This is a genomic window from Streptococcus australis, assembly GCF_015553625.1.
Classification (GTDB): domain Bacteria; phylum Bacillota; class Bacilli; order Lactobacillales; family Streptococcaceae; genus Streptococcus; species Streptococcus australis_B.
This window is the reverse complement of sequence record NZ_JADNGY010000011.1, coordinates 22,565-46,741: the sequence shown is the minus strand read 5'-3', so window position 1 is coordinate 46,741 and position 24,177 is coordinate 22,565. Positions and strand designations below refer to the sequence as shown.

The window sequence follows — 24,177 nt, the reverse complement described above, 5'->3', positions numbered from 1 at the left end:
CTGCGCCTAGATGCTTCTTTGGTAGCTTACCAAAGCTTCTGAATAAAACCCATTGGTCCTATCATTCTACCATATTTTAAGCAGGAAGAAAAGAAACCAGAACAGTTATCAGAAAAGCAAAAGCATTCATGGTAAAGTGCAATAAAATCGAATATTCTACTCGTTTGTAGCGGTAGGCGACCCAAGTCAAGATGAGGGACATGCCACCATAGATGATCCAGGAACCAAGATTACTTGGTGTGTGTAAATAGGCAAATACAAGAGCCCCAACCAAATAACCAATTTTTTCGTGCCCCTTAAAGATCAAGCGAGGAATCACAGCTCGACAGATAATTTCTTCTCCTAAAGGCGCCACTACGACAATGAGCAAACCCATTGCCAGCTGAGGGGCCAAGGAAGCCACCCCTTGGATGGTCTCTTGGTTAGCTGTCGTCGCCTCTCCCAACTGTCGAAGAAGGTTAACCCCAAGAGCATTATTTGCCAGCAACAGGAGAAAATAAAGGAAATTTCGCCCAATATCTCTGCCTTTGATTCGTGAAAAATCTAGTGGATCAAGTGGACTCCATTTCATAAACCACCAAAGCAAATAGACGAGAAGCATGGTAACCCCAAGGACCAGGCTATTGATCGTCCAATTTGACCAAGCATTTTCAATCCCCAAGATCAAAGCGACCATCGGTAGTTGAGTTGCAAACAATAGCGGTATTCCAATTAGTAACCATAGACCATTTGAAATCCATTTTTTCTCCATCCAATTTTCCATTATTTTACCTCGATTATCAAACTATTTTTCTAGTATAGCATAGATGAGCTACTGGGGCAAGCCCAAGCAGAAGTCACACAACAGAAAAAAGAGGCGTTTCGAATCAGCCTCTTCTTTCTTGTTTTTTTAGAATAAAAGTCTTATCCCTTGTTTTTAAAGCGTTCAACATCACGGGCAATGACTAATTCTTCGTCCGTTGGGATGACCAAGACTCTCACTTTAGCATCCGCTGTTGAAATATCGCCTTCTGCACCAAAGACATTCTTTTCTGGATCAAGCTCACAACCAAACCAAGTTAAGCCGTCAATGACTTGTCCACGGATCGTTTTAGAATTTTCCCCGATACCAGCTGTAAAGATGATGGCGTCTGCTCCATTCAAGACAGCAAAGTATTGACCGATGTATTTCTTAATACGGTCGACAAAAATGTCGTTGGCCAAAAGTGCCTTGTCGTTTCCACTGCGCATGGCTTCGTGGATATCGCGCATATCACTAGAAAGCTCAGACACCCCTAGAAGACCAGATTCACGGTTCAAGATACGACTAATATCTTCTGGACTGTTGAAGTCCTCTGTGTGCTCCATCAAGTAAGGAATAATAGCAGGGTCAATATCCCCTGTACGTGTTCCCATCATGATGCCACCAAGTGGTGTGAAGCCCATAGACGTATCGACAGAAATCCCTTTGTCTACCGCTGTAATAGAAGCTCCATTCCCAATGTGGCAGGTGATTAATTTCAACTCTTCGATTGGTTTTCCAAGAAGCTTCGCAGCTTCGTGGGCTACATACTCATGGCTGGTCCCGTGAGCCCCATATTTACGAACCTTGTTTTCTGTATAGTACTTAGTTGGAAGAGGATAACGATAAGCTTTTTCAGGCATTGTTGTATGGAAAGAGGTATCAAATACAACAACGCTGGTAATATCTGGTAACAATTCTTTAAAGGCACGGATCCCAGCAGCGTTGGCAGGGTTGTGCAATGGGGCCAACAAAGAAAGTTCCTCAACCTTTTGAATGACTTCTTCATCTACAAGAGCAGACTCTTTGAAGTACTCGCCACCTGCAACGACACGGTGCCCTACTCCAGTGATTTCATCGTAGGAAGAAATAATATCGAAACGAATCAAATCATCGAGAAGGATTTTAACCGCTTGTGTGTGGTTCTCGATATCTAAAACCTGTTTTTCCGCTCGACCGTCAAATTTTACTGTCGAAATGGAATCTTTAAGTCCAATTCTCTCGATGAGCCCTTTTGCCAAAACTGTTTCTTCTGGCATTTGGTATAATTGCCATTTCAAACTTGAACTACCTGCATTAATTGCAATTGTTTTCGTCATTTTTTTACCTCTTTAAGCGTTTTCACTCCTATTATAGCAAAATTTTGTTTAAATTTCACTTTCTTTATTCCAGTTTTGAAAACTTTCACGGAATTTCATGAGGTCTTCCTGGTCTTGCAAATCAGTCAAAGGATAGACAAATGGTTGGACCACCGCTTCTTCTTGCTTGCGGAAAACAAAGATGGTTTTTGCTAGATTGGCTGATCGAAAGAGGTTCTCTGGCAAGGTCACCATGGCCAAGACCTGAGCATGATCCTGCATCCATTGTTTCAGCAGAGGACTCTGCTCGCTCGTCAAGAGATCATTCGGAGCTAGAAAAATAGCGACGCCACCTGGTTTTAAGTATTTTAGCGATTGTTCAATCAATAAATGATGGGCATAGGTGTGGCCCTGAGGGGAAGCGACCTGGTAACGACTCGCAATGGCATCATCTGGATAATAACCGACAGGTAAATCGCTGATAATCACATCGCTCTCTTTCAAAACTTGTGGACGAATGGCATCACCTTGGGCAAAATTCACATCCGCCTTCATCACTTCTGCCATACTAGCCGCAAGGTCAATCAAGAGATCATCAATTTCCAAGCCCAAATAATCTAAGGAACGCTGACAGTTGTTCATCAAGGTTTGGGCCAAGTTCCCTGTTCCACTCCCCATTTCTAGCACATCTACTTGATCGGAACTCGCCAACTGATCCACTAGGAAGACCAGAAGAAATCCAATCCCATCTGGCGTAAATTGGTGATTGGCCTGTAGGGGCTCTGTTTGGGCAGCCTTCATCAAAAGATACTGGAAGGAACGACGCCACTCTTCCTTGTTTAAGTTCAAGTCCTTCAGGCGCTGGTTGTTTTCCTTCACTAGAGTCAACTCTGTTTGCCCATCCAGATAGATGGCATTCTGCTCAACTAGAGCATCATAAAAGTTGGTCTGCAAATCATTTTGGATAGTTTGGGTATTCTCTAATAGGTAGCCGTAGGCTTTCTCAATTTTTTCGAAATTCATGCTTTCCTCCATCTCTTAATCATATCAAATTTTAAGAGTTTTCGCTATGCTTTTCGAAGGCCTGAGGCTTCTCTTCCTCAGTCGTGGTCGGGTGGTCTGTGGCCGAATCTGGAGCCTGCTTCTCCTTTTCCTTCTTGTCGGTTTTTTTCTTTTCACGAGGAGGTAGAGCAAAGGTGAAATGATAGCTTCCCCCATCTTGTAAGTGACTCGTTACGTTGGCAAAGCCCGATTTTTCTTCCAAATCGACTCGACCAGTTGAGAAGGTTATGGTTTTTTCTTCCCGATCCCAAGTATCAATCGCCAATTGAGCTTGCGCATAAGCCTGGATCCGGTGCTGACTAGCAAGGAGGATCCGTCTCTCTGCCACTTGTCTGTTCAGGTAAAACTGAAGCAAGAGACTAAAAACCGCCGACATAAAAAGGGCATAAAGAAGGATCCCGGCCTCAATCTGCTTCTTTTTTATCCTTTTCCACCACACGGTAGACCACCTCCCTTTCTAACCCTTCTTCAAAGCGCAGTTGAATAGACACCAGATCTCCTCTTTTTTCAATCCTGGCGGATTCAACTCCATCTATCATCGGTTGATAGCCACGGCCAGTCGCATCTGTCTTTCGGATATCTCCCCCCTTAGCCAGTCCAATGGCTATGGGTTTTTGATCCTGAACAAGATAGAATTTGTTATCTCTGACCTCTTCAAATTGGCTACGAGACAATTCAATGTCCAGCTGGTCCTGAAAGAGCAACCATTCCTCTTGCTTGATGTGACTTTGGTACTGGAGTTCTTGACGCAAAAGGCTTGTCAATCCTTGAAACACCAATAAACCACCGCTGATGACGAGCAGGGCAACCAAGGCCTCCAGTAAAGTAAAGGCTGGCAGTTTAGTTCTTTTCAACAGCAATCACAACCTTTCCTTCATGATAGACCTTTAAGGACTTGGCAGACCTCTCCACCTGGACACTGACCTGATTGATGCTCAATTGATCCTGCCTGGTCTGGATCGCCATTTTTGCGACTCGCAAGACTTCTCCTTGTCTCAACTCTTCTAAGCGCTGCTGTCGCGAGTCCCCTAGCTCTCCCAGCACAAGGGTCGTGAGGACACCAAACATCGCTAAGGCAATCAGTCCTTCTAACAAAAGACTAGCGGGGAGCCGTCGATTTTTTAATTTTTCCATTCCCAATTGCCAACTGATAAGTCACCACCTCTTTCTCTGTCTGAAATTGAATCTTGGTCAGGCTTGAATTGCCTCCTGCTGGATCAAAGGTCAGTTGCTTCTCTCTGACCACTTCCACCCCTTTTGGAAGCGGTAATTCTTGATAGGGACTATGAACCCCACCGTGGTCGATGGAAAGAAGAGCTCTCTCCTCTTTTGCAATACTCATCTTTTGTGTCTCCTGATAGACCCGTTCAAATTCCGAGAAAAACAATGTTTCTTCCACCTGCCCAAAGGCTTGATGGACTGACCCAGCTAGCAGCCAACATAGAAGACTGACGATACCTAGAGTTAGTAAGCTCTCTAGAAGGGTGAAAGCTTTAATCTGCAACCGCACGGTGATCACCTGCATTCTTCACATAGTGAGCACGGTAAGCTTCTGCTTGTTTTTGAGTGATTTGTCCTTCTGCGACAAGCTTAGAAAGACTAGCTTTTTCATTCTGATGATTGAGTTCATAGAGCTCAGCCTGGCTCTCCACGACTTTGACGACTGCTCGATTTCCTGTATCTGTTACCGAATCTTTCTGCTTGGTCAAGTTCGGAACAAAGAGCAAGAGAAGAACGCTGATAATGAGCAAAACAACTAACATTTCAATCAGAGTAAAAGCTTTTACCTTGAGTGTGCGCAATGATTTCATAAAGGAACCTCCAAATTTTCATAAATTGGCAGCAACATGGCTGCATAGAGCAAAACAATCATAAGAGCAACAAAGACAAAGACCAGTGGTTGGACGACATTCATGGCCTTGTTCAAACGATGGAAAAAGCCTGCCCAGGTCTTGTCTGCATAGATTTCCAGCTCACTACCGAGCTTGGACTTGGCCTCCCCATATTCAATCATGAGGGCCAGCTCTCGTTTAAAGAAAGGATAAGTCTGAATATGGTCAGAAAAAGACCTGCCACGAGCCAATGCCCGTTCTAAATCCTGTCCAATCTCTCGAAAGAGACGGGAACGTTGCCCCTGCATCACAGGAAAAATTTGATTCAGCTCCAACCCTTGGGCAATCATACTTCCCCATTCTCGAGCATAAAAAGCGGTCAGATAATCCTGTAAGAAGGGGCGAAGAAAAGGAAATCTAGCCAAACATGAAACCAGGGCCAGCCGTTTGGCACGACGGCCTAGGAAAAGGAGCATCAAAACTCCAATCGTCAGCAACACACTCCCTAACAAAACATACTGGGGAAAGATACTAATCAGTCGTGTCGCCCCATTTTGATTCTCCAACTGGGGCAAGAGATAATTTTTCAGCCCCAGCATAATCAAGATCAAAAATCCCAACAAGAGCACGGGATAGGTCGCCACCTCAACTAGTTTCTTTCGAACCTGGGTCAGATTTTCCAAGTAGCTACGGATTTTTTCCAAACTTAAGGTAACATTTCCATGCTGCTCCGCCAGTGCCAATTGAGTCGTTACCTGATCGGAGAAACCTAGATCAGAGAGAATGGCTGACAGGGGCTTCCCGTTGGCAAGTCCGACCTGCATCCTCTCGACAAAATCTGCCTCTACCAATTGACTGCGCCGAAGAAAGTCGATGACCTCTGATAGATGAAAGCCACTGCTGTAGAGATTGTGAAAGAGTTCAATGACATGTTCTTGCTTAGCAATCGATAATTTTTTCGGCTTGCGCCTGATCCAGCTCAATATGTCCCGCTTCATAAAGCGCATCCATTTGCTGGTTCCACTGCTGACTGGAGTGGTTTTGGTAATCTTGGATGGCAAAGTCAGTGACACCTCCTCCCTTTATCAAACGCTGGTAACAGATCCCTTGAAGGACAATCCGTAACTCCTCCTCACTCACCCCCAACTCCAGTAGGCGTTCATAGACCCCAGGAATGCTCTTGGCATGGATGGTAGAAAAGACCGTCACACCTGTCAGACTAGCCCGAATAACTGCACGAGCTGTCTCCGTGTCACGAATTTCTCCGATGAGGAGGAGATCCGGGCGATGACGCAGAGACAGTTTAATCAAGCTATCATAGGTCATGCCAATCGCTTCATTGAGCTGCAGTTGTAGCATCTCTTCTTGCTTAATTTCTACGGGATCTTCAATCGACATGACTTGTTGCCCCGAAAATTTTTTCTTGGCCAGGACATGCATCAGTGTCGTCTTCCCCGATCCGACTGGACCCGCAAATAAGTAGAGCCCCCGCTTACTCACCTTCTCTTCTAGCTCTTGAAGTTGGTCAAACCAGAAACGGAGCTCTCGGTCCTCATTATGGAGCAGGCGAATGACCAAACTCTCATACCCCCTATAGTCTCCCACAGTAGACAAGCGTAAGGACAAGACCTTATCCCCTAGAGAATAGTCACAAGATCCCAATTGACTCCGGCGCCTTTCCCCCACATTCATCCCTGCCATAAACTTAAAATGGCTGATGACCGCTACCATTTGTTCTTGCGAATAGGTCTCGACAAAGCGTCGCTCATCCCCAACCCTTAGAAAGAGCTGATAGTCTGATGCTCGAGGAACAAAATAAATATCCTGAGCTTCGGCATTCGATGCCATTCGAATTATGGATTGTGCAATTTCTTGAACCATATTTCCTCCTTTCACTATATAATTCGCAATAAATTGGCCAACTAGCGTTGGATTTAGAAAAAAGAGCAAAAAAAAGAAACTCAACTGCATATTGAATTTCTCTTCCTATAGATTATTGCTCTCGTAGTCTAGCTTACAAGAGCGATGAGCCGTGTGGGCATTCTCTTTTTCGTAGCCTGGACGGCGCTTGCTTCTCGGTATCTTCTGATCGTTTTCTAACAAGGCGACTGAATGATATTGTTGCACGTATTCCGCACACTCTTCACACCAGCGCTGATCCTCAGGATCCCAAAAAATTGTCATTAAATCACTTCTACTTTTAAATAATGGGGATTGCTCTCTTAAAAGTAACCATTGGCGTTTGTAGTATTTTAGGGCTTCATAATAGTCATCAAAACTCTGACTAGTGACAATGTCCTTCTCCCAATCTTCTAAAAACCACCAGGGTTCGTAATCCCCATACATTTCAATTACTTGATACATATTTCTCTCCGTCCTTTGTATCCAATATTATATATAAAATCCTTTGATAACAAAAGAATTCTGCTTATGAAAGAAAAATGCAGTAAATTTTCCGAACATTTTCACTGTTTTCTTTCAAAATCTCCCCTTATGGAGGAGAGAAAGGCTATTTTTTGACAAGAAAAAACTGAGAAGCCTAAAGTTCTCAGTTTTTCAAATGATGATCCATTAGAACAATTGAAGGGCAATCATGGTTGTCATGGTTGCATCGTAATAATTTTCTGTTGATAGATCTTGCATAAAGATAAACTTGTTCTGCTGCACCAATTTGAGATAGCCATCTCCATTTTCAGCCGCATAAGATACCGGAGCAATGAAGCTAGCTGCTTGGTACTGATGAAGGGCATTGCCTTTCAGATCATAGCCGGCATAGATATTCCGTTGCTTCATAAAGAAGTCCAGCATCTTCTTAGCCAATTTTTGACTGGTCTTGTCCTGGCTTTGAGCCAAGTTGTATGGCAGACGACAAGCATTGTAAGAATAAGCACCATCGTACTTGGATTCGATGGTAACTGGATCCGCTACACGCGCCCCTTGTTCATCTACCCACATAAAGTCTGGCAGAAGTCCTGTTTTAGTTTGCGAACTGATGGCGTCAAGCTGGGCCAACATCTTCTCTTTAATACTTAACCATTGTTCATTTCCAGTCAACTCATAGAAGGATTGGAAAAAGGATGGAAGGATATCAGAGGTTCTCATCAAGTGATAGAATTCGGAATCTTGATTGGCCCAATTCCCAACGGTCAAGACACCCGTTGTCTCATTGTAGTTGTACTTGAGGATGTCGTCCAAGATAGCCTTGGCTTGCTGTTGATAGCCTTTACCTTTTTCAGGCCACTGTTTTGCTGCCTCCATCAAGGCATAGGCTATATATAGATCACCATCCGTCGCATTTTGATGCTCAGATGAAAGCTCCCCTTTTTTGATGATTTGTTTCCAGGCCATCAATTGGGTGTCATCAAAGCGATTGTTTTGATAATAACGATACAGACGGTCAAAATCCTCTTGATTGGCTAAGTCTTTCTTAGCAGCCTCTACTGTGATCAGCATGCCATAACCTTGTGCTTCTGATAAGACAACCGTTTCTTGGTCGCTGTTTGTTGTACGAACATAGGACTGTTTTCCATCCGTCACGAGGTAGTGTTCCGTCCATTGCCGATAGAGGCGATTCCGCATCTCCACCTTACTTCTTGACCGAGCCAAAAAGAGAGTCAAACAAAAGACTGCCAGGATGACCACAAACCATAAATATTTCATTTTTTTTGTTCTCATAAGTCCTCCTAACCAGCAAACCGTTTCGTTTTCACCCACTTGGTTCCCTCGCGGTGAAGCAATTTATCCATGATAATCGATGAAATCGAATCAATCGAAACAATGATAAAGAGTTGGGAATAGCTAAAGTAGGCTGCTAGGGCCAACCAAATCTGTTTCACTGTCGCCTGACCAAATTGAGAAGCCATGGCAATATTGATTTGCAACAAATACAAACCAATCATCAGCACCCAGTTAAAGAGCATCAATTGGGCAATGTAGATATTTTCCGAGTCAAAAGCAAACGGAATCTGTACTCCAGGAGCAAAAAGATGGATAAACATGGCAGCGACATTGGCAAAGAAAATCAAGTCTGATAAGACAATCGCTGCATTAAACCAGAAGAAAATACATGAATAGTTGAAGACCTCTAATTTTACCCGCCAGTTTGCTTTTCCGAATAAGTGTTTAAAGTTAGAAAGTACAACCTCATAGTTTCCTTTTGCCCAACGTTTCCGTTGCATATAGTAAGTTTTTAAGGTCTCTGGTTCTTGTTGGAAGGCTTCCGAGTTGTAGGCTAAAGCGATCAACTTTCCGCTTTGCATGATTTTGAAGGAAATATCCGTATCTTCCGTCAAGGCACCATTCTTCCAACCACCAATACTTTTGACAAATTCTGTTTGAATAATAAAGTTGGTTCCTGGAATCCGTCCAATTTTGAAAAGATTCCACATACCGACGTGATGAACCCGCTGGGTCACGACGATTTCTTGGTTGATACAACGCGTCAAAAAGTTCTGGTTAGCATTTCTCGTCTTGTTGCGTCCAAATGAAGCCACATGGCGTTCTGGATCTTTAAGAACTTCCTTAACCAAGAAATAAAGAGCATTTTTCTCAGGCATAGCATCCGCATCATAGACGCAGATATAATCTCCTGTCGCCATCTTCAAGGCATCATTCAAGACCCCAGCTTTTCCACCTGTACCAGTACGATCAATAATGGTCACATCCCGTCCAGCGTATTCAGGAAGGGCTTTGACAGCCAGACACTCCTCATAGGTACGATCTGAGCAGTTATCGGCAAAGAGAAGCAATTCCACACGATCATGAGGGTAATTCATATCCAAAATAGCCTTAGCAGTTTGAGCAATGACCACATCTTCGTTATGAGCGGGTACCACAATGGTTACTTTTGGATAATAGAGAAGCGGGCTCGTATCCACACGGAAATCACTGTGTTTCAACCAGAATTGAACTGCTGAAATCAGGATCACCAAGCCCCAGGCTAGAGATAACCAGATAGAAATCAAGGTGAAAATCATTAAAATTTGACTAATCATGGTCCACCGCCTTAAAGTTTTTGTTTACCCGATGGTAGATGACCAAATAGGCAATAAATAATGCACAAAAGCATACAGCAAAGAATAGACTAATCCCTAGGGCCAGCCCAAAAAATAGATTTGTAAGAGTCATCGGTCCCTCCTAATATTCCACAATAATATCCGTTTCAAGTTGACGTTTCAAGTTACTAATGGCTTCCTGGTAGCTATGGAATTTCGTCCGATTGGTCGAATCCACCACCAAGTAGCCTTTTTGGAATTGAATGGCTTGATTACCATCTTCTCCCTTAAAGACCAGAGATTCTAATTGATTTTTTAAATACAACTGATAATATTCTTGCAAATTTCGTTGCTGGCTATTAGTAAGCACTAGGAAATTGCCGTCTGAAACATAATAAAGTCTCTCATCTTGTATCAGATGGTGGCCAATCAGATAATGAATTTGGTTCAGCGTCCGATTATACTCACGAGGATGGATTTGATAGAAGAGTTCCTCATGAGACCAATGAATTAAGAGGGCTTGTAATTTCTGCTCCTGTTGAAAGCCAGAACTTTCAAGTAAAGATCTGTAGGCGACTTCCGCTTCCTCTTCTTGGTTTTGAACCTTAGCAACCTCTTTAAACAGGTAGTAGCGAATTTTCGACAGAATTCCAACAAGAATCGGGAAAGAGAAAAGCAATAACAGTGCTTGGTTCGCAGGGATATACACGACCCCTGCTACCAGAAAGACAATTCCTAAACCGACTGAAATTAAAATCGTCCAGGTAAGCAGCAAATTGGATAAGACCAGTGAAGCAAACAAGGCTAACACGAGAAAGAGAGCTTCCTCAATGATAATTTCACGTGCAAAGAATAGACAGTACAGCAGGACGGCCAATTCAAAACCGACCAAAATAAGCATCCAGTCTCCTAAATGATTCCTTCTTTTCATTCCTAATTCTCTCCCTCTATAAATTCAGACACCACGTCAACGAGTCCATAATAGTGCTGAATGGCTTGAACAATCCGCTCAGATGCCTTCCCATCTCCATATGGATTTCGGGCCGAAGACATTTTTTGATACAGATCTGGATCCGTCAACAGAGCAGTCATTTCTTCCTTGACGCGCTCAGGATCCGTTCCGACCAATTTTAAAGTTCCAGCTTTGACACCTTCTGGACGTTCGGTCGTATCCCGAAGGACTAAGACAGGCTTGCCTAAGGAAGGGGCCTCCTCCTGAACTCCTCCCGAATCAGACATAATAAAGTAACTTCTCGATGCTAGGTTATGAAAGTCAAAGACGTCCAAAGGAGCAATCAAATGAATACGGTTGTGATCTCCTAAGATCTCCTTAGCCGCCTCTTGAACAGCCGGACTGAGGTGGACTGGATAAACAACCTCCAACTCCGGATGAGCATCTACCATTTCTCTCAAGGCAGCAAAGACAGCTCGCATCGGTTGGCCTTGGTTTTCCCGACGGTGCATGGTCACTAGGACCAGTTTCTTCTGTGGATCTAACTGATCAAGCACCTGGTGGTGATAATTCTCTTGCACGGTTAATCGCAGGGCATCAATCGCCGTATTCCCCGTAATGAAAATGGACGACTCTGGATGATGTTCCATGAGAAGATTGGCCTTGCTTTCACTGGTTGGAGCAAAATAGAGATCTGCTAGGTTATCCGTCATTTGACGGTTCATTTCCTCAGGGAAAGGCGAATACTTATCGAAGGTTCTGAGACCCGCCTCTACATGACCAATACGGACTTGATTATAAAAAGCAACAAGACTGGCTGCAAAAGTCGTCGTTGTGTCCCCATGGACCAAAATCATATCTGGTTGCACTTCTTTCACGACTGGGTCAAATTTTTCAAGGATTTTAGCCGTAATATCTAGAAGAGATTGGTTTTTCCCCATAATATCTAGATCATAATCCGGTTGAATACGGAAGGTCTCTAGCACTTGATCTAACATTTGACGATGCTGAGCAGTCACCACTGTAATCGTTTCAATGGTCTCACTTTGCTTTTGAAGCTCTAAAACCAGGGGAGCCATTTTAATAGCTTCTGGGCGCGTTCCAAAAACAACCATCACTTTAATCTTTTTCATCATCTCACCTTTTTAACCTTGTGAATTTTTTAACAAAATCGACGACACTTTTCCCATCCATTCTACCTTCAATAGCTTCAAAAGTCAAACTATCTCAATGCTTTCGTAATACATTTAATCGAATTTTAATAATCTGTAATTTATATGTAACATTCGAATCTTTCGAACCCTTAAAACCCTTGAAATAGCTGGTTTTTATACTATTTTTTTTTAACATTCAAACCTTTATGAAGTTTCATTTTCATTACTAAAATATTCATTATTTTAAATATATATTTTTTTTGCGCATATTTTTAAACTGATATTATAGGAAAAAGCGGTGACCATATGGTTATTTTTAGGCATAAAAAGAAGCCCTACTGAAGATCAGTAAAGCTTCTTTTAGGATTAATTTTCTTCCACTACAATTGATTCAACAGTTTCAGTTGCTTCTTCTGTAACAGGAACTTCTTCGATAATTTCGACTTCATTGACTGCTTGTGGTTCCAAGTTACGGTAACGAGCCATACCTGTACCAGCAGGAATAATCTTACCAATGATAACATTTTCCTTGAGTCCAAGGAGATGGTCTTTCTTACCGCGAATCGCTGCGTCAGTGAGGACACGAGTTGTTTCCTGGAAGGAAGCCGCTGACAAGAAACTATTAGTTTCAAGAGAGGCCTTGGTGATTCCCATAAGGACTGGACGAGCCGTTGCAGGAACCCCACCAGAAATGACCACATCACGGTTAGCATCTGTAAAGTCTGTAATATCCATGAGGGTACCCATGAGAAGGTCTGTATCTCCTGGATCCATAACACGAACCTTACGGATCATTTGACGCACCATTACCTCGATGTGTTTGTCGCCGATTTCTACCCCTTGGCTACGGTATACTTTTTGTACTTCCGCAAGGAGGTAAGTTTCAACAGACAAGACATCACGAACGGCAAGGAGACGTTTTGGTTGGATAGAACCTTCTGTCAATGCTGCACCACGAGAGACTTGATCTCCCACTTCGACTTTCATGCGGGCTGTGTAAGGGACAACGTATTCTCCCTCACCAGTCGCACCACGAACAAAGACTTTCTTGGTACGTGTAGAAGCATCTTCTTCAATGGCTGTGACTTCCCCTTTAACCTCAGTGATGACCGCTTCCCCTTTCGGATTGCGGGCTTCAAAGATTTCTTGGACACGAGGAAGACCTTGCGTGATATCGGTATTTGAGGCAACCCCACCCGTGTGGAAGGTACGCATTGTAAGCTGTGTACCAGGTTCCCCGATAGATTGGGCTGCGATGGTTCCGACTGCTTCACCAACTTCAACTGCATCACCAGTCGCCAAGTTGATACCGTAACAGTGACGGCAGACACCATGGCGGGTGTTACATGTAAAGACAGAACGGATAGTAACTTCTTCGACACCAGCATTGACAATTTCACGTGCTAGGTCTTCTGAAATCAAGGTATCTGGACCAACAATGACTGCACCTGTTTCAGGATGTTTGACAGATTTCTTCGTATAACGACCTGTTAAACGCTCTTCCAATGGTTCAATCATTTCTTTGCCATCGGTAATCGCACGGATCACGAGTCCACGGTCAGTTCCACAGTCATCCTCACGGATAATGACGTCTTGGGCAACGTCAACCAAACGACGTGTCAAGTAACCTGAGTCGGCTGTCTTGAGGGCCGTATCGGTCATCCCTTTACGAGCACCGTGAGTAGAGAAGAACATTTCGAGTACTGACAAACCTTCGCGGAAGTTTGAAAGGATCGGCAATTCCATAATCCGTCCGTTTGGAGCAGCCATCAAACCACGCATACCGGCAAGCTGTGAGAAGTTTGAGATGTTACCACGAGCTCCAGAGTCCATCATCATAACGATTGGGTTCTTCGGATCTTGGTTATCTACCAAGCGTTTTTCCAATTTCTCACGGGCTGCACGCCATTCAGCTGTAACGGCATTGTAACGCTCATCATCTGTAATCATCCCTTTACGGAACTGTTTGGTGATTTGTTCTACACGTTTGTGAGATTCTTCAATGATTTCAGCCTTATCTTCAACAACTGGAATATCGGCAATACCCACTGTCAATCCTGCAAGAGTTGAGTGGTGGTAACCTAAATCTTTCAAACGGTCCAAGAAAGCAGATGTTTCTGTTGTACGGAAGCGTTTGAAGATTTCTGCGATGATATTTCCAAGATTTTTCTTCTTGAATGGAACGTTTAATTCCAATTGCTCAATCGCCACTTTGACATCTTGACCAGGCTCCAAGAAGTACTTAGCTGGAACACCTTCTGTCAAGTTGGCATTATTTGGCTCTTGGAGGTATGGAAGTTCTGCAGGCATGATATCGTTAAAGAGAATCTTACCAACAGTTGTCAAGAGAATCTTGTGTTGTTGAGCTTCTGTCCATGGTTTGTTCAAGCTATCCGTCGCAATTCCGACACGTGTATGCAAGTGAACATAACCATTGCGAAGGGCCATGACCGCTTCATCACGGTCTTTGAAGACCATTCCTTCGCCTTCACGACCAGCTTCTTCCATAGTAAGGTAGTAGTTCCCCAAGACCATATCCTGAGATGGGGTAACAACTGGTTTTCCATCTTTCGGGTTCAAGATGTGCTCAGCAGCCAGCATCAAGATACGGGCTTCTGCTTGAGCTTCTTCCGAAAGCGGTACGTGGATGGCCATTTGGTCACCGTCAAAGTCGGCGTTGTAGGCTTCACAGACAAGCGGGTGCAAGCGAAGAGCTTTCCCGTCAATCAAGACTGGCTCGAAGGCTTGGATCCCCAAGCGGTGGAGGGTCGGTGCGCGGTTCAAGAGAACTGGGTGTTCTTTGATCACTTCTTCTAGGATATCCCAGATACGCTCATCTCCACGTTCCACCAAGCGTTTAGCGGCTTTGACGTTTTGCACGATATCACGTGCAACGATTTCACGCATGACAAATGGTTTGAAGAGCTCGATAGCCATTTCACGTGGCACACCACATTGGTACATCTTAAGGGTTGGACCAACGGCGATAACGGAACGTCCTGAGAAGTCTACCCGTTTCCCGAGCAAGTTTTGACGGAAGCGTCCTTGTTTCCCTTTGAGCATGTGGCTCAATGATTTAAGCGGACGGCTACCTGGTCCTGTGATTGGACGACCACGACGACCGTTGTCGATCAAAGCATCAACCGCTTCTTGGAGCATCCGTTTTTCGTTTTGCACGATGATACCAGGAGCATTCAACTCAAGCAAACGAGCCAAACGGTTGTTCCGGTTGATCACACGACGGTAAAGGTCGTTCAAGTCAGAGGCAGCAAAACGGCCACCATCCAATTGGACCATTGGACGAAGATCTGGTGGAATAACAGGAAGGATGTTGAGAACCATCCATTCTGGTTTGTTTCCAGATTTGTAGAAGGCATCTAAGACATCCAAACGGCGAACAGCCTTCACACGTTTTTGACCAGTTGCAGTCTTCAATTCTTCTTTCAAGACAGCAATTTCAGCTTCCAAATCCACTTGTTTCAAGAGGTCTTGGATCGCTTCTGCCCCCATCTTGGCAACAAAGGAACCTGGTCCGTATTCACGCAAGCGTTCACGGTATTCGCGTTCTGTCATGATGGATTTGTGCTCAAGCGGTGTATCTTTTGGATCGATAACCACGTAAGCTGCGAAGTAGATGACTTCTTCAAGGGCACGAGGACTCATGTCCAAGGTCAATCCCATACGAGAAGGGATTCCTTTGAAGTACCAGATGTGTGATACAGGAGCTTTCAACTCGATATGCCCCATTCGTTCACGACGAACCTTGGCACGTGTTACTTCCACACCACAGCGGTCACAAACAATCCCTTTGTAACGGATTCGTTTGTATTTTCCACACGCACATTCCCAGTCTTTTGTAGGACCAAAGATGACTTCATCAAAGAGACCTTCACGTTCTGGTTTCAATGTACGGTAGTTGATTGTTTCAGGTTTCTTGACCTCTCCATAAGACCATGAACGGACCTTGCTTGGAGAAGCTAGGGTGATTTGCATACTTTTAAAACGATTTACATCAACCACTATTTCTTACCTTTCTTTATGTTCATTATCGATTGTATGTTCTTTTGCTTTTTGTGAAGGAGAGAAGGAATTTTCTTCACACCTTCAACTCTAAAGCTTCGAGATAGACAACCTTCTCAGGTTTTCTACTCTCTTGAACTACATATTTTATTAATCTTCTTTCCCTTCAGCTTCGAAAGCTGCGCGAGCTTCCTTAGCTGCTTTTTCACGTGCTTTTTCTAGATCATCTACGTGGATAACATCGTCGTCTTCCCCTTCGTCAAGGTCGCGAAGTTCAACTTCTTTGTCATCTTCATCTAGAACACGCATATCCAATCCAAGTGATTGCAATTCTTTCACGAGTACTCGGAAGGACTCTGGCACACCTGGTTTTGGAATTGGTTTTCCTTTGGTAATCGCTTCATAAGCTTTCAAACGTCCGTTGACATCATCTGACTTGTAGGTCAAGATTTCTTGAAGGACATTAGACGCACCATAAGCCTCAAGGGCCCAAACTTCCATTTCCCCGAAACGTTGTCCACCAAACTGAGCTTTACCTCCGAGTGGTTGTTGGGTAACCATTGAGTATGGTCCGACAGAACGAGCGTGGAGTTTATCATCAACCATGTGGTGAAGCTTGATCATGTACATGACACCGACAGAAACACGGTTGTCAAATGGCTCACCTGTACGGCCATCGTAAAGAATGGTCTTAGCATCGCTATCCATACCTGCTTCACGAACAGTATCCCAGAGGTCTTCTGAGCTTGCTCCGTCAAAGACTGGTGTTGCGATGTGGATACCCAAGTTACGAGCTGCCATACCGAGGTGAAGTTCCATAACCTGACCGATATTCATACGTGATGGCACCCCAAGTGGGTTCAACATGATATCAACCGGTGTGCCATCTGGAAGGTATGGCATGTCTTCAACAGGAACAATACGAGAAACAACCCCTTTGTTTCCGTGACGACCGGCCATCTTATCTCCGACGCGGATCTTACGTTTTTGTGCGATGTAAACACGAACCAACATGTTCACACCCGATTGCAATTCATCTCCGTTTGCACGCGTAAAGATCTTGACATCGCGAACAACACCATCTCCACCGTGAGGTACACGAAGAGAAGTATCACGCACTTCACGAGATTTATCTCCAAAGATAGCGTGGAGGAGACGTTCTTCAGCAGAAAGATCTTTTTCACCCTTCGGTGTTACCTTACCAACTAAGATATCGCCTTCTTTTACTTCCGCACCGATACGGATAATACCCATTTCGTCAAGGTTTCTGAGAGCATCTTCCCCAACGTTTGGAATTTCACGAGTGATTTCTTCAGGGCCTAACTTAGTGTCGCGCGTTTCTGATTCGAATTCTTCCAAGTGAACAGATGTATAGACATCTTCTTTCACCAAGCGTTCGCTCATGATAACGGCATCCTCGAAGTTGTAACCTTCCCATGTCATGTAGGCAACAATTGGGTTTTGACCAAGGGCCATTTCCCCTTTTTCCATCGATGGACCGTCTGCGATAAAGTCGCCTTTTTCAACGACATCGCCAACTTTTACAAGGGTACGTTGGTTGTAAGCCGTACCTGAGTTTGAACGACGGAATTTTTGGATATGGTAAACATCAAGAGATCCATCTTCCCGACGAACTTCTACCTTGTCAGCATCGGCATAAGTAACCTTCCCATCATGTTGCGCAATGACTGCAGCTCCTGAGTCATGGGCTGCTTGGTATTCCATACCAGTACCCACGTAAGGCGCTTTTGGATCGATCAATGGCACAGCCTGACGTTGCATGTTGGCACCCATGAGGGCACGGTTGGAGTCATCGTTTTCCAAGAAAGGAATACATGCTGTCGCAACGGCAACTACCTGTTTTGGAGATACGTCCATGTAGTCGACTTGATCAGATGGGAACTCTTGGTTGTTACCACGGTGACGTCCCATAACGATCGGCTCAGCAAAACCACCTTTTTCGTTCAACTTAGAGTTGGACTGGGCTACGATGTACTCATCTTCTTCATCAGCTGTCAACCAAACGATTTCGTTAGTGACCACACCTTTTTCACGGTCTACTTTACGGTATGGCGTTTGGATGAATCCATACTTGTTCAAGTGTCCGTAGGATGACAAGTTGTTAATCAAACCGATGTTTGGTCCTTCAGGTGTTTCGATTGGACACATACGTCCATAGTGAGTGTAGTGCACGTCACGGACTTCGTATCCAGCACGGTCACGTGTCAAACCACCAGGCCCTAAAGCTGATAAACGACGTTTGTGAGACAACTCAGAAAGTGGGTTGTGTTGGTCCATGAACTGGGACAATTGGGAAGAACCAAAGAATTCTTTGATTGCTGCAGTTACTGGACGGATGTTAATGATTTGTTGTGGTGTTAATACTTCGTTATCTTGAACAGACATACGTTCACGAACGTTACGTTCCATCCGTGAAAGTCCAAGACGAACTTGGTTGGCAAGCAATTCACCAACGGCACGAATACGACGGTTTCCAAGGTGGTCGATATCATCCACGCGTCCAAGACCTTCAGCCAAGTTAAGGAAGTAGCTCATCTCAGCGAGGATATCGGCTGGAGTGATGGTACGAACCTTATCATCTGGATTAGCATTGCCGATGATAGTGACAACGCGGTCTGGATCCGTTGGTGCCACAACCTTGAATTTTTGAAGAACGACTGGTTCTGTCAATACTGCTGAATCATTTGGAGTGTAGACAATCTTGTTCAAATCACCGTCCAAATGTTCTGAGATGCTGTCGATGACTTCGCGTGTCATCACGGTACCAGCTTCTACAAGGATTTCTCCTGTTTCAGCATCTACCAATGGTTCTGCGATCGTTTGGTTCAACAAACGGTTCTTGATATTGAGTTTCTTGTTGATCTTGTAGCGACCAACTGGGGCCAAGTCATAACGACGTGGATCAAAGAAACGGGCTACCAACAAGCTACGTGAGCTTTCCGCTGTTTTTGGCTCACCTGGACGAAGACGCTCATAAATTTCTTTGAGGGCTTCATCTGTACGAGAATCCATTGGGTTTTTGTGGATATCTTTTTCAACTGTGTTGCGAACCAATTCGCTATCCCCAAAGATATCAAAAATCTCGTCATCCCCAGAGAAACCAAGGGCACGAACCAAAGTCGTAAATGGAATCTTACGCGTACGGTCGATACGAGTATAAGCAATATCTTTTGAGTCTGTTTCAAGCTCTAGCCAAGCTCCACGGTTCGGAATAACCGTTGATCCATAGCCAACCTTACCGTTCTTGTCCACCTTATCATTGAAGTAGACACCTGGTGAACGCACGAGCTGAGATACGATGATCCGCTCTCCACCATTGATGATAAAGGTTCCCATCTCGGTCATGATTGGGAAATCACCAAAGAAGACTTCTTGAGTTTTGATTTCGCCTGTTTCCTTGTTGACCAAGCGGAAGGTTACAAAGATTGGGGCAGAATAGCTCGCATCATGGATACGTGCTTCTTCCAAGGTATACTTTGGTTCTCTGATTTCATAGCCGACGAATTCCAACTCCATTGTGTCTGTGAAGTTCGAAATTGGCAATACATCTTCGAAAACTTCTTTCAAACCATGATCCAGAAAATCTTTAAATGAATCCGTTTGGATTTCAATCAAATTTGGTAAATCAAGAACTTCTTTGATTCTTGAAAAACTACGACGGGTCCGATGTTTCCCGTATTGAACGTCATGTCCTGCCAAAGTTTTAACTCCTTTTCTATACTAGGATACCAGCTAGGGGAAGGTCCTCTCTGAAAATCCGGTTTCTAGATCGCTTCTGACCACATCAGAATGGTTCTGATCCAGTCGAAACGATGTTATGAAGGGGGTGTGATCTACATCACGTGAGAAGAAATCTCCTCCGTATCATTCATCCTTTTTGGAATTTTTAGAAAGATTAAGTTTGTGTGACAAGCTCCGTTTTTTCTAAAAATAGGCACAAAAAGAGCAGCTAAATCGACTTTTATAAAGTTTGATTTAACTGCTGTAAGCTTCTATTTGGACAATATTTCAAATAAAGCGCACGACAAATTACTTGTCCTTATTATATCGTATTTTCATAAAAAACACAAGGTTTTCTCTAGACATGAAAACGATTTTATGGTATTGCAACTCGTTATTTTTATCTGTTTTGTCCACTAGATGATGAACTAGCTGTCGTGTTCGAACTACTTGGCGTGTTCGAATTGCTTGTCCGGTTGCTATTGCGATTTCCATTGGAAGTATTAGCTGAACCGCCTAGAATTCCAGCCCAGGCACTAGCATAATCACTATCCGATCCACCAATTGCGAAGCGGTAGGTCGTTTGTGGAGCGCCATTTTTAGCCCAATAGCTGGTAACCGTCGCACCCGACACATCGATATCACGACCATTGACATTGACACGACCAGGTCGTTGTCCTGTCGATTTGAGAACAGTCGATGAAATAACACTGCTATCTAAGGTAAAGCGATCTTGCACGCCCCAAGCAGCTGGATCCGCCTGGTAGATGGCATTCGCTAAATAGGCCATGTAACTTGCGTTATTATTGTAGCCTGTCAACGGAGCCATGGAAGCATTGTTGTCATGTCCAATCCAGCCACCTAAGGTAAGATTTGGAGTAGACAGCATGAGCCACATATCTCCATTCACATTGGTGGTTCCGGTTTTCCCAATCCAATCGGCATTAGCAAGAGTTGGATTGACCTGGCTGATTCGGCTCTTAAAGGTCGTTGTCGCACCAGAGCTGATGACACCTCTTAACAGGTCCTGCATGATAGTCGCAGTTGCTGCTGAGTAGACGCGGGTCGCCTTGCTCTCATGTTGGTAGACCACTTCCCCATTGCGATCCATGATTTTTTCAATCATGTAGCGTTTTTGGTAATTTCCATTATTTGCAATGGTTTGATAACCATTTGTATGTTGGGCGACGCTTACTTCGATCCCGCCTCCCATTGGCAGACTTTCAATGCCGTACTCAGCGATATCGTAGCCCATTTTTTCCATATAGCCTGGGACATCGACACCCTTTTCACGGAGAGTACGATAGGTCCAATAAGCTGGGATATTCCATGAGGTATTAAGGGCCTCTCGGAGGTCCATCATCCCAGTCCCCCGGTTATCCACGTGCATAATTGGCTCTCCACTAGAAAAGTTAGTTGGGTAATTGGAGACGATGCTATTGCTTCCCATCAAGCCTTGGTCAATGGCGATTCCATAAGCTAGCAAGGGTTTAATAGTAGAACCTGGAGAACGCTCTGTATCAAAAGCGTGGTTATTCTGATTCCCGTCAAAATTCCGTCCCCCAACAAAGCCGAGAATCGCTCCTGTTCGGTTGTCCATGAGGACATTTCCGACTTCTACCGTACCCGTTCCATCGTCCAAGATACCGCCATAATTGGCAACTGCTTCTTGCATGGCATTGTAGATAGCTTTGTTGATAGTGGTTTGGACCGTATAGCCACCCTCTCTCAATTCTTTCTTCGCTAACTCTTGATAAGACTTAACCGTTGAATTGTTTTTTAGGTCGTGACTAGAAACGTTGTCTCTCTTGATTAGATACTCATACATAGCATCTTCCGCTTCACTAACAGCTTGGAAATACAAGTAGTCGTGTGGTGTCTTCTCGATGCCATTTGAAGGAAGGAAATCCTTGCTTAGATCATATTGACTATATTGGTCGTACTCTTCCTTGCTGATAGCACCTGTCCGATACATATTGTACAAGACATCCTTGGCACGATCCAATCCTAAAGCTTGATTTTCCTGAGTCTTGAGGCTGCCATCAGAAGCGTATGGTGAGTAGACAATTGGACTCTGTGGCAAACCAGCAATAAAGGCTGCCTGTGGAACAGTCAAATCTTTGGCAGAAACACCAAAAATCCCTTGAGCTGCAGCTTCCACTCCTGCAATATTTTGTCCCCGGTTGTTTCGACCAAATGGAGAGACATTGAGGTAGGTCGTTAAAATTTCGTCCTTATCCATTACCCGCTCAAGAGCAAGGGCATCGATAATCTCAGCAGCCTTCCGTGAGAAGGTCGGTGCATCTCCCACAACTTGTTGTTTAATCAACTGTTGGGTCAGAGTTGAACCACCACTAGAGGACCCTACTCCAGCAACTGAACCCAAGGTAGCCCGGATCACCGCTTTCGGAACGACCCCGTTATGACTATTAAAATTCTCATCTTCTGTGGCAATGACAGCCTTTTTGACATTGTCCGAAATCGCATCCTTTTGAACAGGGATCCGAATCAAGTCACTGTCAATATCAGAAATGATGCTTCCATCTGAGTAGGAAATCTTTGAAACGCTCGAAATATTTCGCACTTGTTGAACCAATTGGGTCGGATCCGGCGTCTCTGTCTCATTAAAGAGGCTAGCTGCATAGCCAATCGCAATCCCTGCACCAAACAAGAGACCACCCAAAGCAAACACCAGTAGCACATCCCAAAGGAGTTTCATCGTCCGTAGAACCGTCGCTAGGAGATCTCCTAGTGACCAGCCCTCCTTGTCTTCTTTCTCATTGACTTCAACCGTCATTTTGGCAAAGAAGTCTTTTATTTTCTTCCCGCACTTTGTAAAAAATTCTCTCATTTGACTCACTCTATTTCTCCTTGTCCTTCCCATTATACCAAATGGACCTCTTTCTTTTCAATTCCTAAAGTTGAGAACACTGCTTCCGATTGGATTTTTTTCGTCCATTCATTGCTATTTCAAGTCATTATGGTAAAATAGAGAGAAACCATACAGATACTGGACTGTTTTCATCGATCTGGCCAGTAGCTTAGAAAAGGAGAGAACGATGCACATTTTTGATGAGCTAAAAGAACGTGGTTTGATTTTCCAAACGACTGACGAAGATGCTTTGCGTAAAGCCCTAGAAGAAGGACAAGTATCGTATTATACTGGCTACGATCCAACTGCTGATAGCTTGCACCTTGGGCACCTTGTTGCAATCTTGACCAGTCGTCGCTTACAATTGGCAGGCCACAAACCTTATGCGCTTGTCGGTGGTGCGACCGGACTCATTGGAGACCCTTCTTTCAAAGATGCCGAGCGCAGTTTACAAACTAAGGAGACTGTAGACGGTTGGGTCACTTCTATCCAAGGGCAATTGTCTCGTTTCTTAGATTTTGAAAATGGGGAAAATAAGGCTGTCATGGTCAATAACTACGACTGGTTTGGCAGCATCAGCTTCATTGACTTCCTTCGCGACATCGGAAAATACTTTACTGTCAACTACATGATGAGCAAGGAATCTGTGAAGAAGCGGATTGAAACAGGGATTTCTTACACTGAATTTGCCTACCAAATCATGCAAGGCTACGACTTCTTTGTTCTGAACCAAGACCACAATGTTACCCTGCAAATCGGTGGTTCTGACCAGTGGGGAAATATGACAGCTGGTACCGAATTGTTGCGTCGAAAGGCTGACAAGACTGGTCACGTCATCACTGTTCCACTCATTACAGATGCGACTGGTAAGAAATTTGGTAAATCTGAAGGGAATGCGGTTTGGCTCAACCCTGAAAAGACTTCTCCATACGAAATGTACCAATTCTGGATGAATGTCATGGACGCTGACGCTGTTCGCTTCTTGAAAATCTTTACCTTCTTGTCTCTTGATGAGATTGAAGAGATCCGCAAACAGTTTGAAGCTGCGCCACATGAACGCTTGGCTCAAAAAGTCTTGGCGCGTGAGGTGGTCACCCTCGTTCACGGTGAAGAAGCCTACAAAGAAGCCCTCAACATCACAGAACAACTCTTTGCAGGAAATATCAAAAACCTTTCTGTCAAAGAACTCAAACAAGGCCTTCGTGGTGTGCCAAACTACCAAGTCCAAGCAGACGAAAACCTCAACATCGTAGAATTGCTTGTATCTTCTGGCGTGGTCAACTCCAAACGCCAAGCTCGTGAAGATGTACAAAATGGTGCCATCTACATCAATGGCGACCGCATCCAAGACCTTGACTATGTCTTGAGCGATAGCGATAAATTGGAAAACGAATTGACCGTTATCCGTCGCGGTAAGAAAAAATACTTTGTTTTGACTTATTAAAAAGAAGACCTCTGAAGCTATGACTTT

Annotated in this window: 19 protein-coding genes; 1 reads left to right on the top strand and 18 read right to left on the bottom strand. The window is 44.2% G+C overall.

The window, feature by feature from the left end; translation table 11 throughout:
* Positions 1-76 precede the first annotated feature (76 nt).
* The 18 genes from I2D56_RS08985 to pbp1b form a co-directional block, all read right to left on the bottom strand.
* Complete coding sequence (locus I2D56_RS08985) at positions 77-751, bottom strand: CPBP family intramembrane glutamic endopeptidase (RefSeq protein ID WP_229050209.1); 675 nt, start codon at positions 749-751, stop codon at positions 77-79.
* A gap of 152 nt (positions 752-903) precedes the next feature.
* Positions 904-2,100, bottom strand: coding sequence for an acetate kinase (locus I2D56_RS08980; protein ID WP_023022080.1), 1,197 nt, complete (start codon positions 2,098-2,100; stop codon positions 904-906).
* Between the two features lie 48 nt (positions 2,101-2,148).
* Positions 2,149-3,102, bottom strand: coding sequence for a class I SAM-dependent methyltransferase (locus I2D56_RS08975; protein ID WP_023022079.1), 954 nt, complete (start codon positions 3,100-3,102; stop codon positions 2,149-2,151).
* Positions 3,103-3,133: 31 nt separating this feature from the next.
* Entirely contained in the window at positions 3,134-3,580 is a 447-nt protein-coding gene (gene comGG, locus I2D56_RS08970) for a competence type IV pilus minor pilin ComGG (RefSeq protein ID WP_006595132.1), read from the bottom strand.
* Positions 3,546-3,998 carry a competence type IV pilus minor pilin ComGF gene (gene comGF / locus I2D56_RS08965; protein WP_040803180.1) on the bottom strand — a complete coding sequence of 151 codons (453 nt, stop codon included), beginning with the start codon at positions 3,996-3,998 and terminating at the stop codon, positions 3,546-3,548. Before comGF ends, comGG begins: the two co-directional genes overlap by 35 nt.
* Positions 3,982-4,275, bottom strand: a complete 294-nt coding sequence (gene comGE / locus I2D56_RS08960; protein WP_006595134.1) for a competence type IV pilus minor pilin ComGE — start codon at positions 4,273-4,275, stop codon at positions 3,982-3,984. The genes comGF and comGE overlap by 17 nt, the downstream gene beginning before the upstream one ends.
* Complete coding sequence (comGD, locus tag I2D56_RS08955; RefSeq protein ID WP_042507426.1) at positions 4,241-4,666, bottom strand: competence type IV pilus minor pilin ComGD; 426 nt, start codon at positions 4,664-4,666, stop codon at positions 4,241-4,243. Before comGD ends, comGE begins: the two co-directional genes overlap by 35 nt.
* Positions 4,635-4,952 (bottom strand): competence type IV pilus major pilin ComGC, encoded by a 318-nt coding sequence (gene comGC / locus I2D56_RS08950; RefSeq protein ID WP_023022076.1) that lies wholly within the window; start codon positions 4,950-4,952, stop codon positions 4,635-4,637. The genes comGD and comGC overlap by 32 nt, the downstream gene beginning before the upstream one ends.
* Complete coding sequence (comGB, locus tag I2D56_RS08945) at positions 4,949-5,971, bottom strand: competence type IV pilus assembly protein ComGB (protein WP_023022075.1); 1,023 nt, start codon at positions 5,969-5,971, stop codon at positions 4,949-4,951. Before comGB ends, comGC begins: the two co-directional genes overlap by 4 nt.
* Complete coding sequence (gene comGA, locus I2D56_RS08940; protein WP_129270326.1) at positions 5,913-6,854, bottom strand: competence type IV pilus ATPase ComGA; 942 nt, start codon at positions 6,852-6,854, stop codon at positions 5,913-5,915. Before comGA ends, comGB begins: the two co-directional genes overlap by 59 nt.
* Positions 6,855-6,959: 105 nt before the next feature.
* On the bottom strand, positions 6,960-7,337 hold the full coding sequence (locus tag I2D56_RS08935) for a DUF1033 family protein (RefSeq protein WP_006595139.1): 378 nt from the start codon (positions 7,335-7,337) through the stop codon (positions 6,960-6,962).
* A 207-nt stretch (positions 7,338-7,544) separates the two neighbouring features.
* Positions 7,545-8,648: a glycosyl hydrolase family 8 gene (locus I2D56_RS08930; protein WP_195348404.1), complete on the bottom strand. Its 1,104-nt coding sequence runs from the start codon at positions 8,646-8,648 to the stop codon at positions 7,545-7,547.
* 8 nt (positions 8,649-8,656) lie between these two features.
* The gene (locus tag I2D56_RS08925) at positions 8,657-9,967 is read right to left on the bottom strand and encodes a glycosyltransferase family 2 protein (RefSeq protein ID WP_117744984.1); all 1,311 of its coding nucleotides are present in this window, start codon (positions 9,965-9,967) and stop codon (positions 8,657-8,659) included.
* Between the two features lie 142 nt (positions 9,968-10,109).
* Entirely contained in the window at positions 10,110-10,898 is a 789-nt protein-coding gene (locus tag I2D56_RS08920) for a hypothetical protein (RefSeq protein ID WP_129822642.1), read from the bottom strand.
* A gap of 2 nt (positions 10,899-10,900) precedes the next feature.
* Positions 10,901-12,052, bottom strand: a complete 1,152-nt coding sequence (gene wecB / locus I2D56_RS08915; protein WP_195348403.1) for a non-hydrolyzing UDP-N-acetylglucosamine 2-epimerase — start codon at positions 12,050-12,052, stop codon at positions 10,901-10,903.
* Positions 12,053-12,439: 387 nt separating this feature from the next.
* The gene (gene rpoC, locus I2D56_RS08910; protein ID WP_123160787.1) at positions 12,440-16,093 is read right to left on the bottom strand and encodes a DNA-directed RNA polymerase subunit beta'; all 3,654 of its coding nucleotides are present in this window, start codon (positions 16,091-16,093) and stop codon (positions 12,440-12,442) included.
* 150 nt (positions 16,094-16,243) lie between these two features.
* The gene (rpoB, locus tag I2D56_RS08905) at positions 16,244-19,813 is read right to left on the bottom strand and encodes a DNA-directed RNA polymerase subunit beta (protein ID WP_195348402.1); all 3,570 of its coding nucleotides are present in this window, start codon (positions 19,811-19,813) and stop codon (positions 16,244-16,246) included.
* Between the two features lie 421 nt (positions 19,814-20,234).
* On the bottom strand, positions 20,235-22,685 hold the full coding sequence (gene pbp1b / locus I2D56_RS08900; protein WP_416385327.1) for a penicillin-binding protein PBP1B: 2,451 nt from the start codon (positions 22,683-22,685) through the stop codon (positions 20,235-20,237).
* A 208-nt stretch (positions 22,686-22,893) separates the two neighbouring features.
* Here pbp1b and tyrS point away from each other — a divergent pair, with 208 nt between their 5' ends.
* A complete protein-coding gene (gene tyrS / locus I2D56_RS08895; RefSeq protein ID WP_023022070.1) occupies positions 22,894-24,150 on the top strand; it encodes a tyrosine--tRNA ligase in 1,257 nt (418 codons plus the stop codon).
* Positions 24,151-24,177 lie beyond the last annotated feature (27 nt).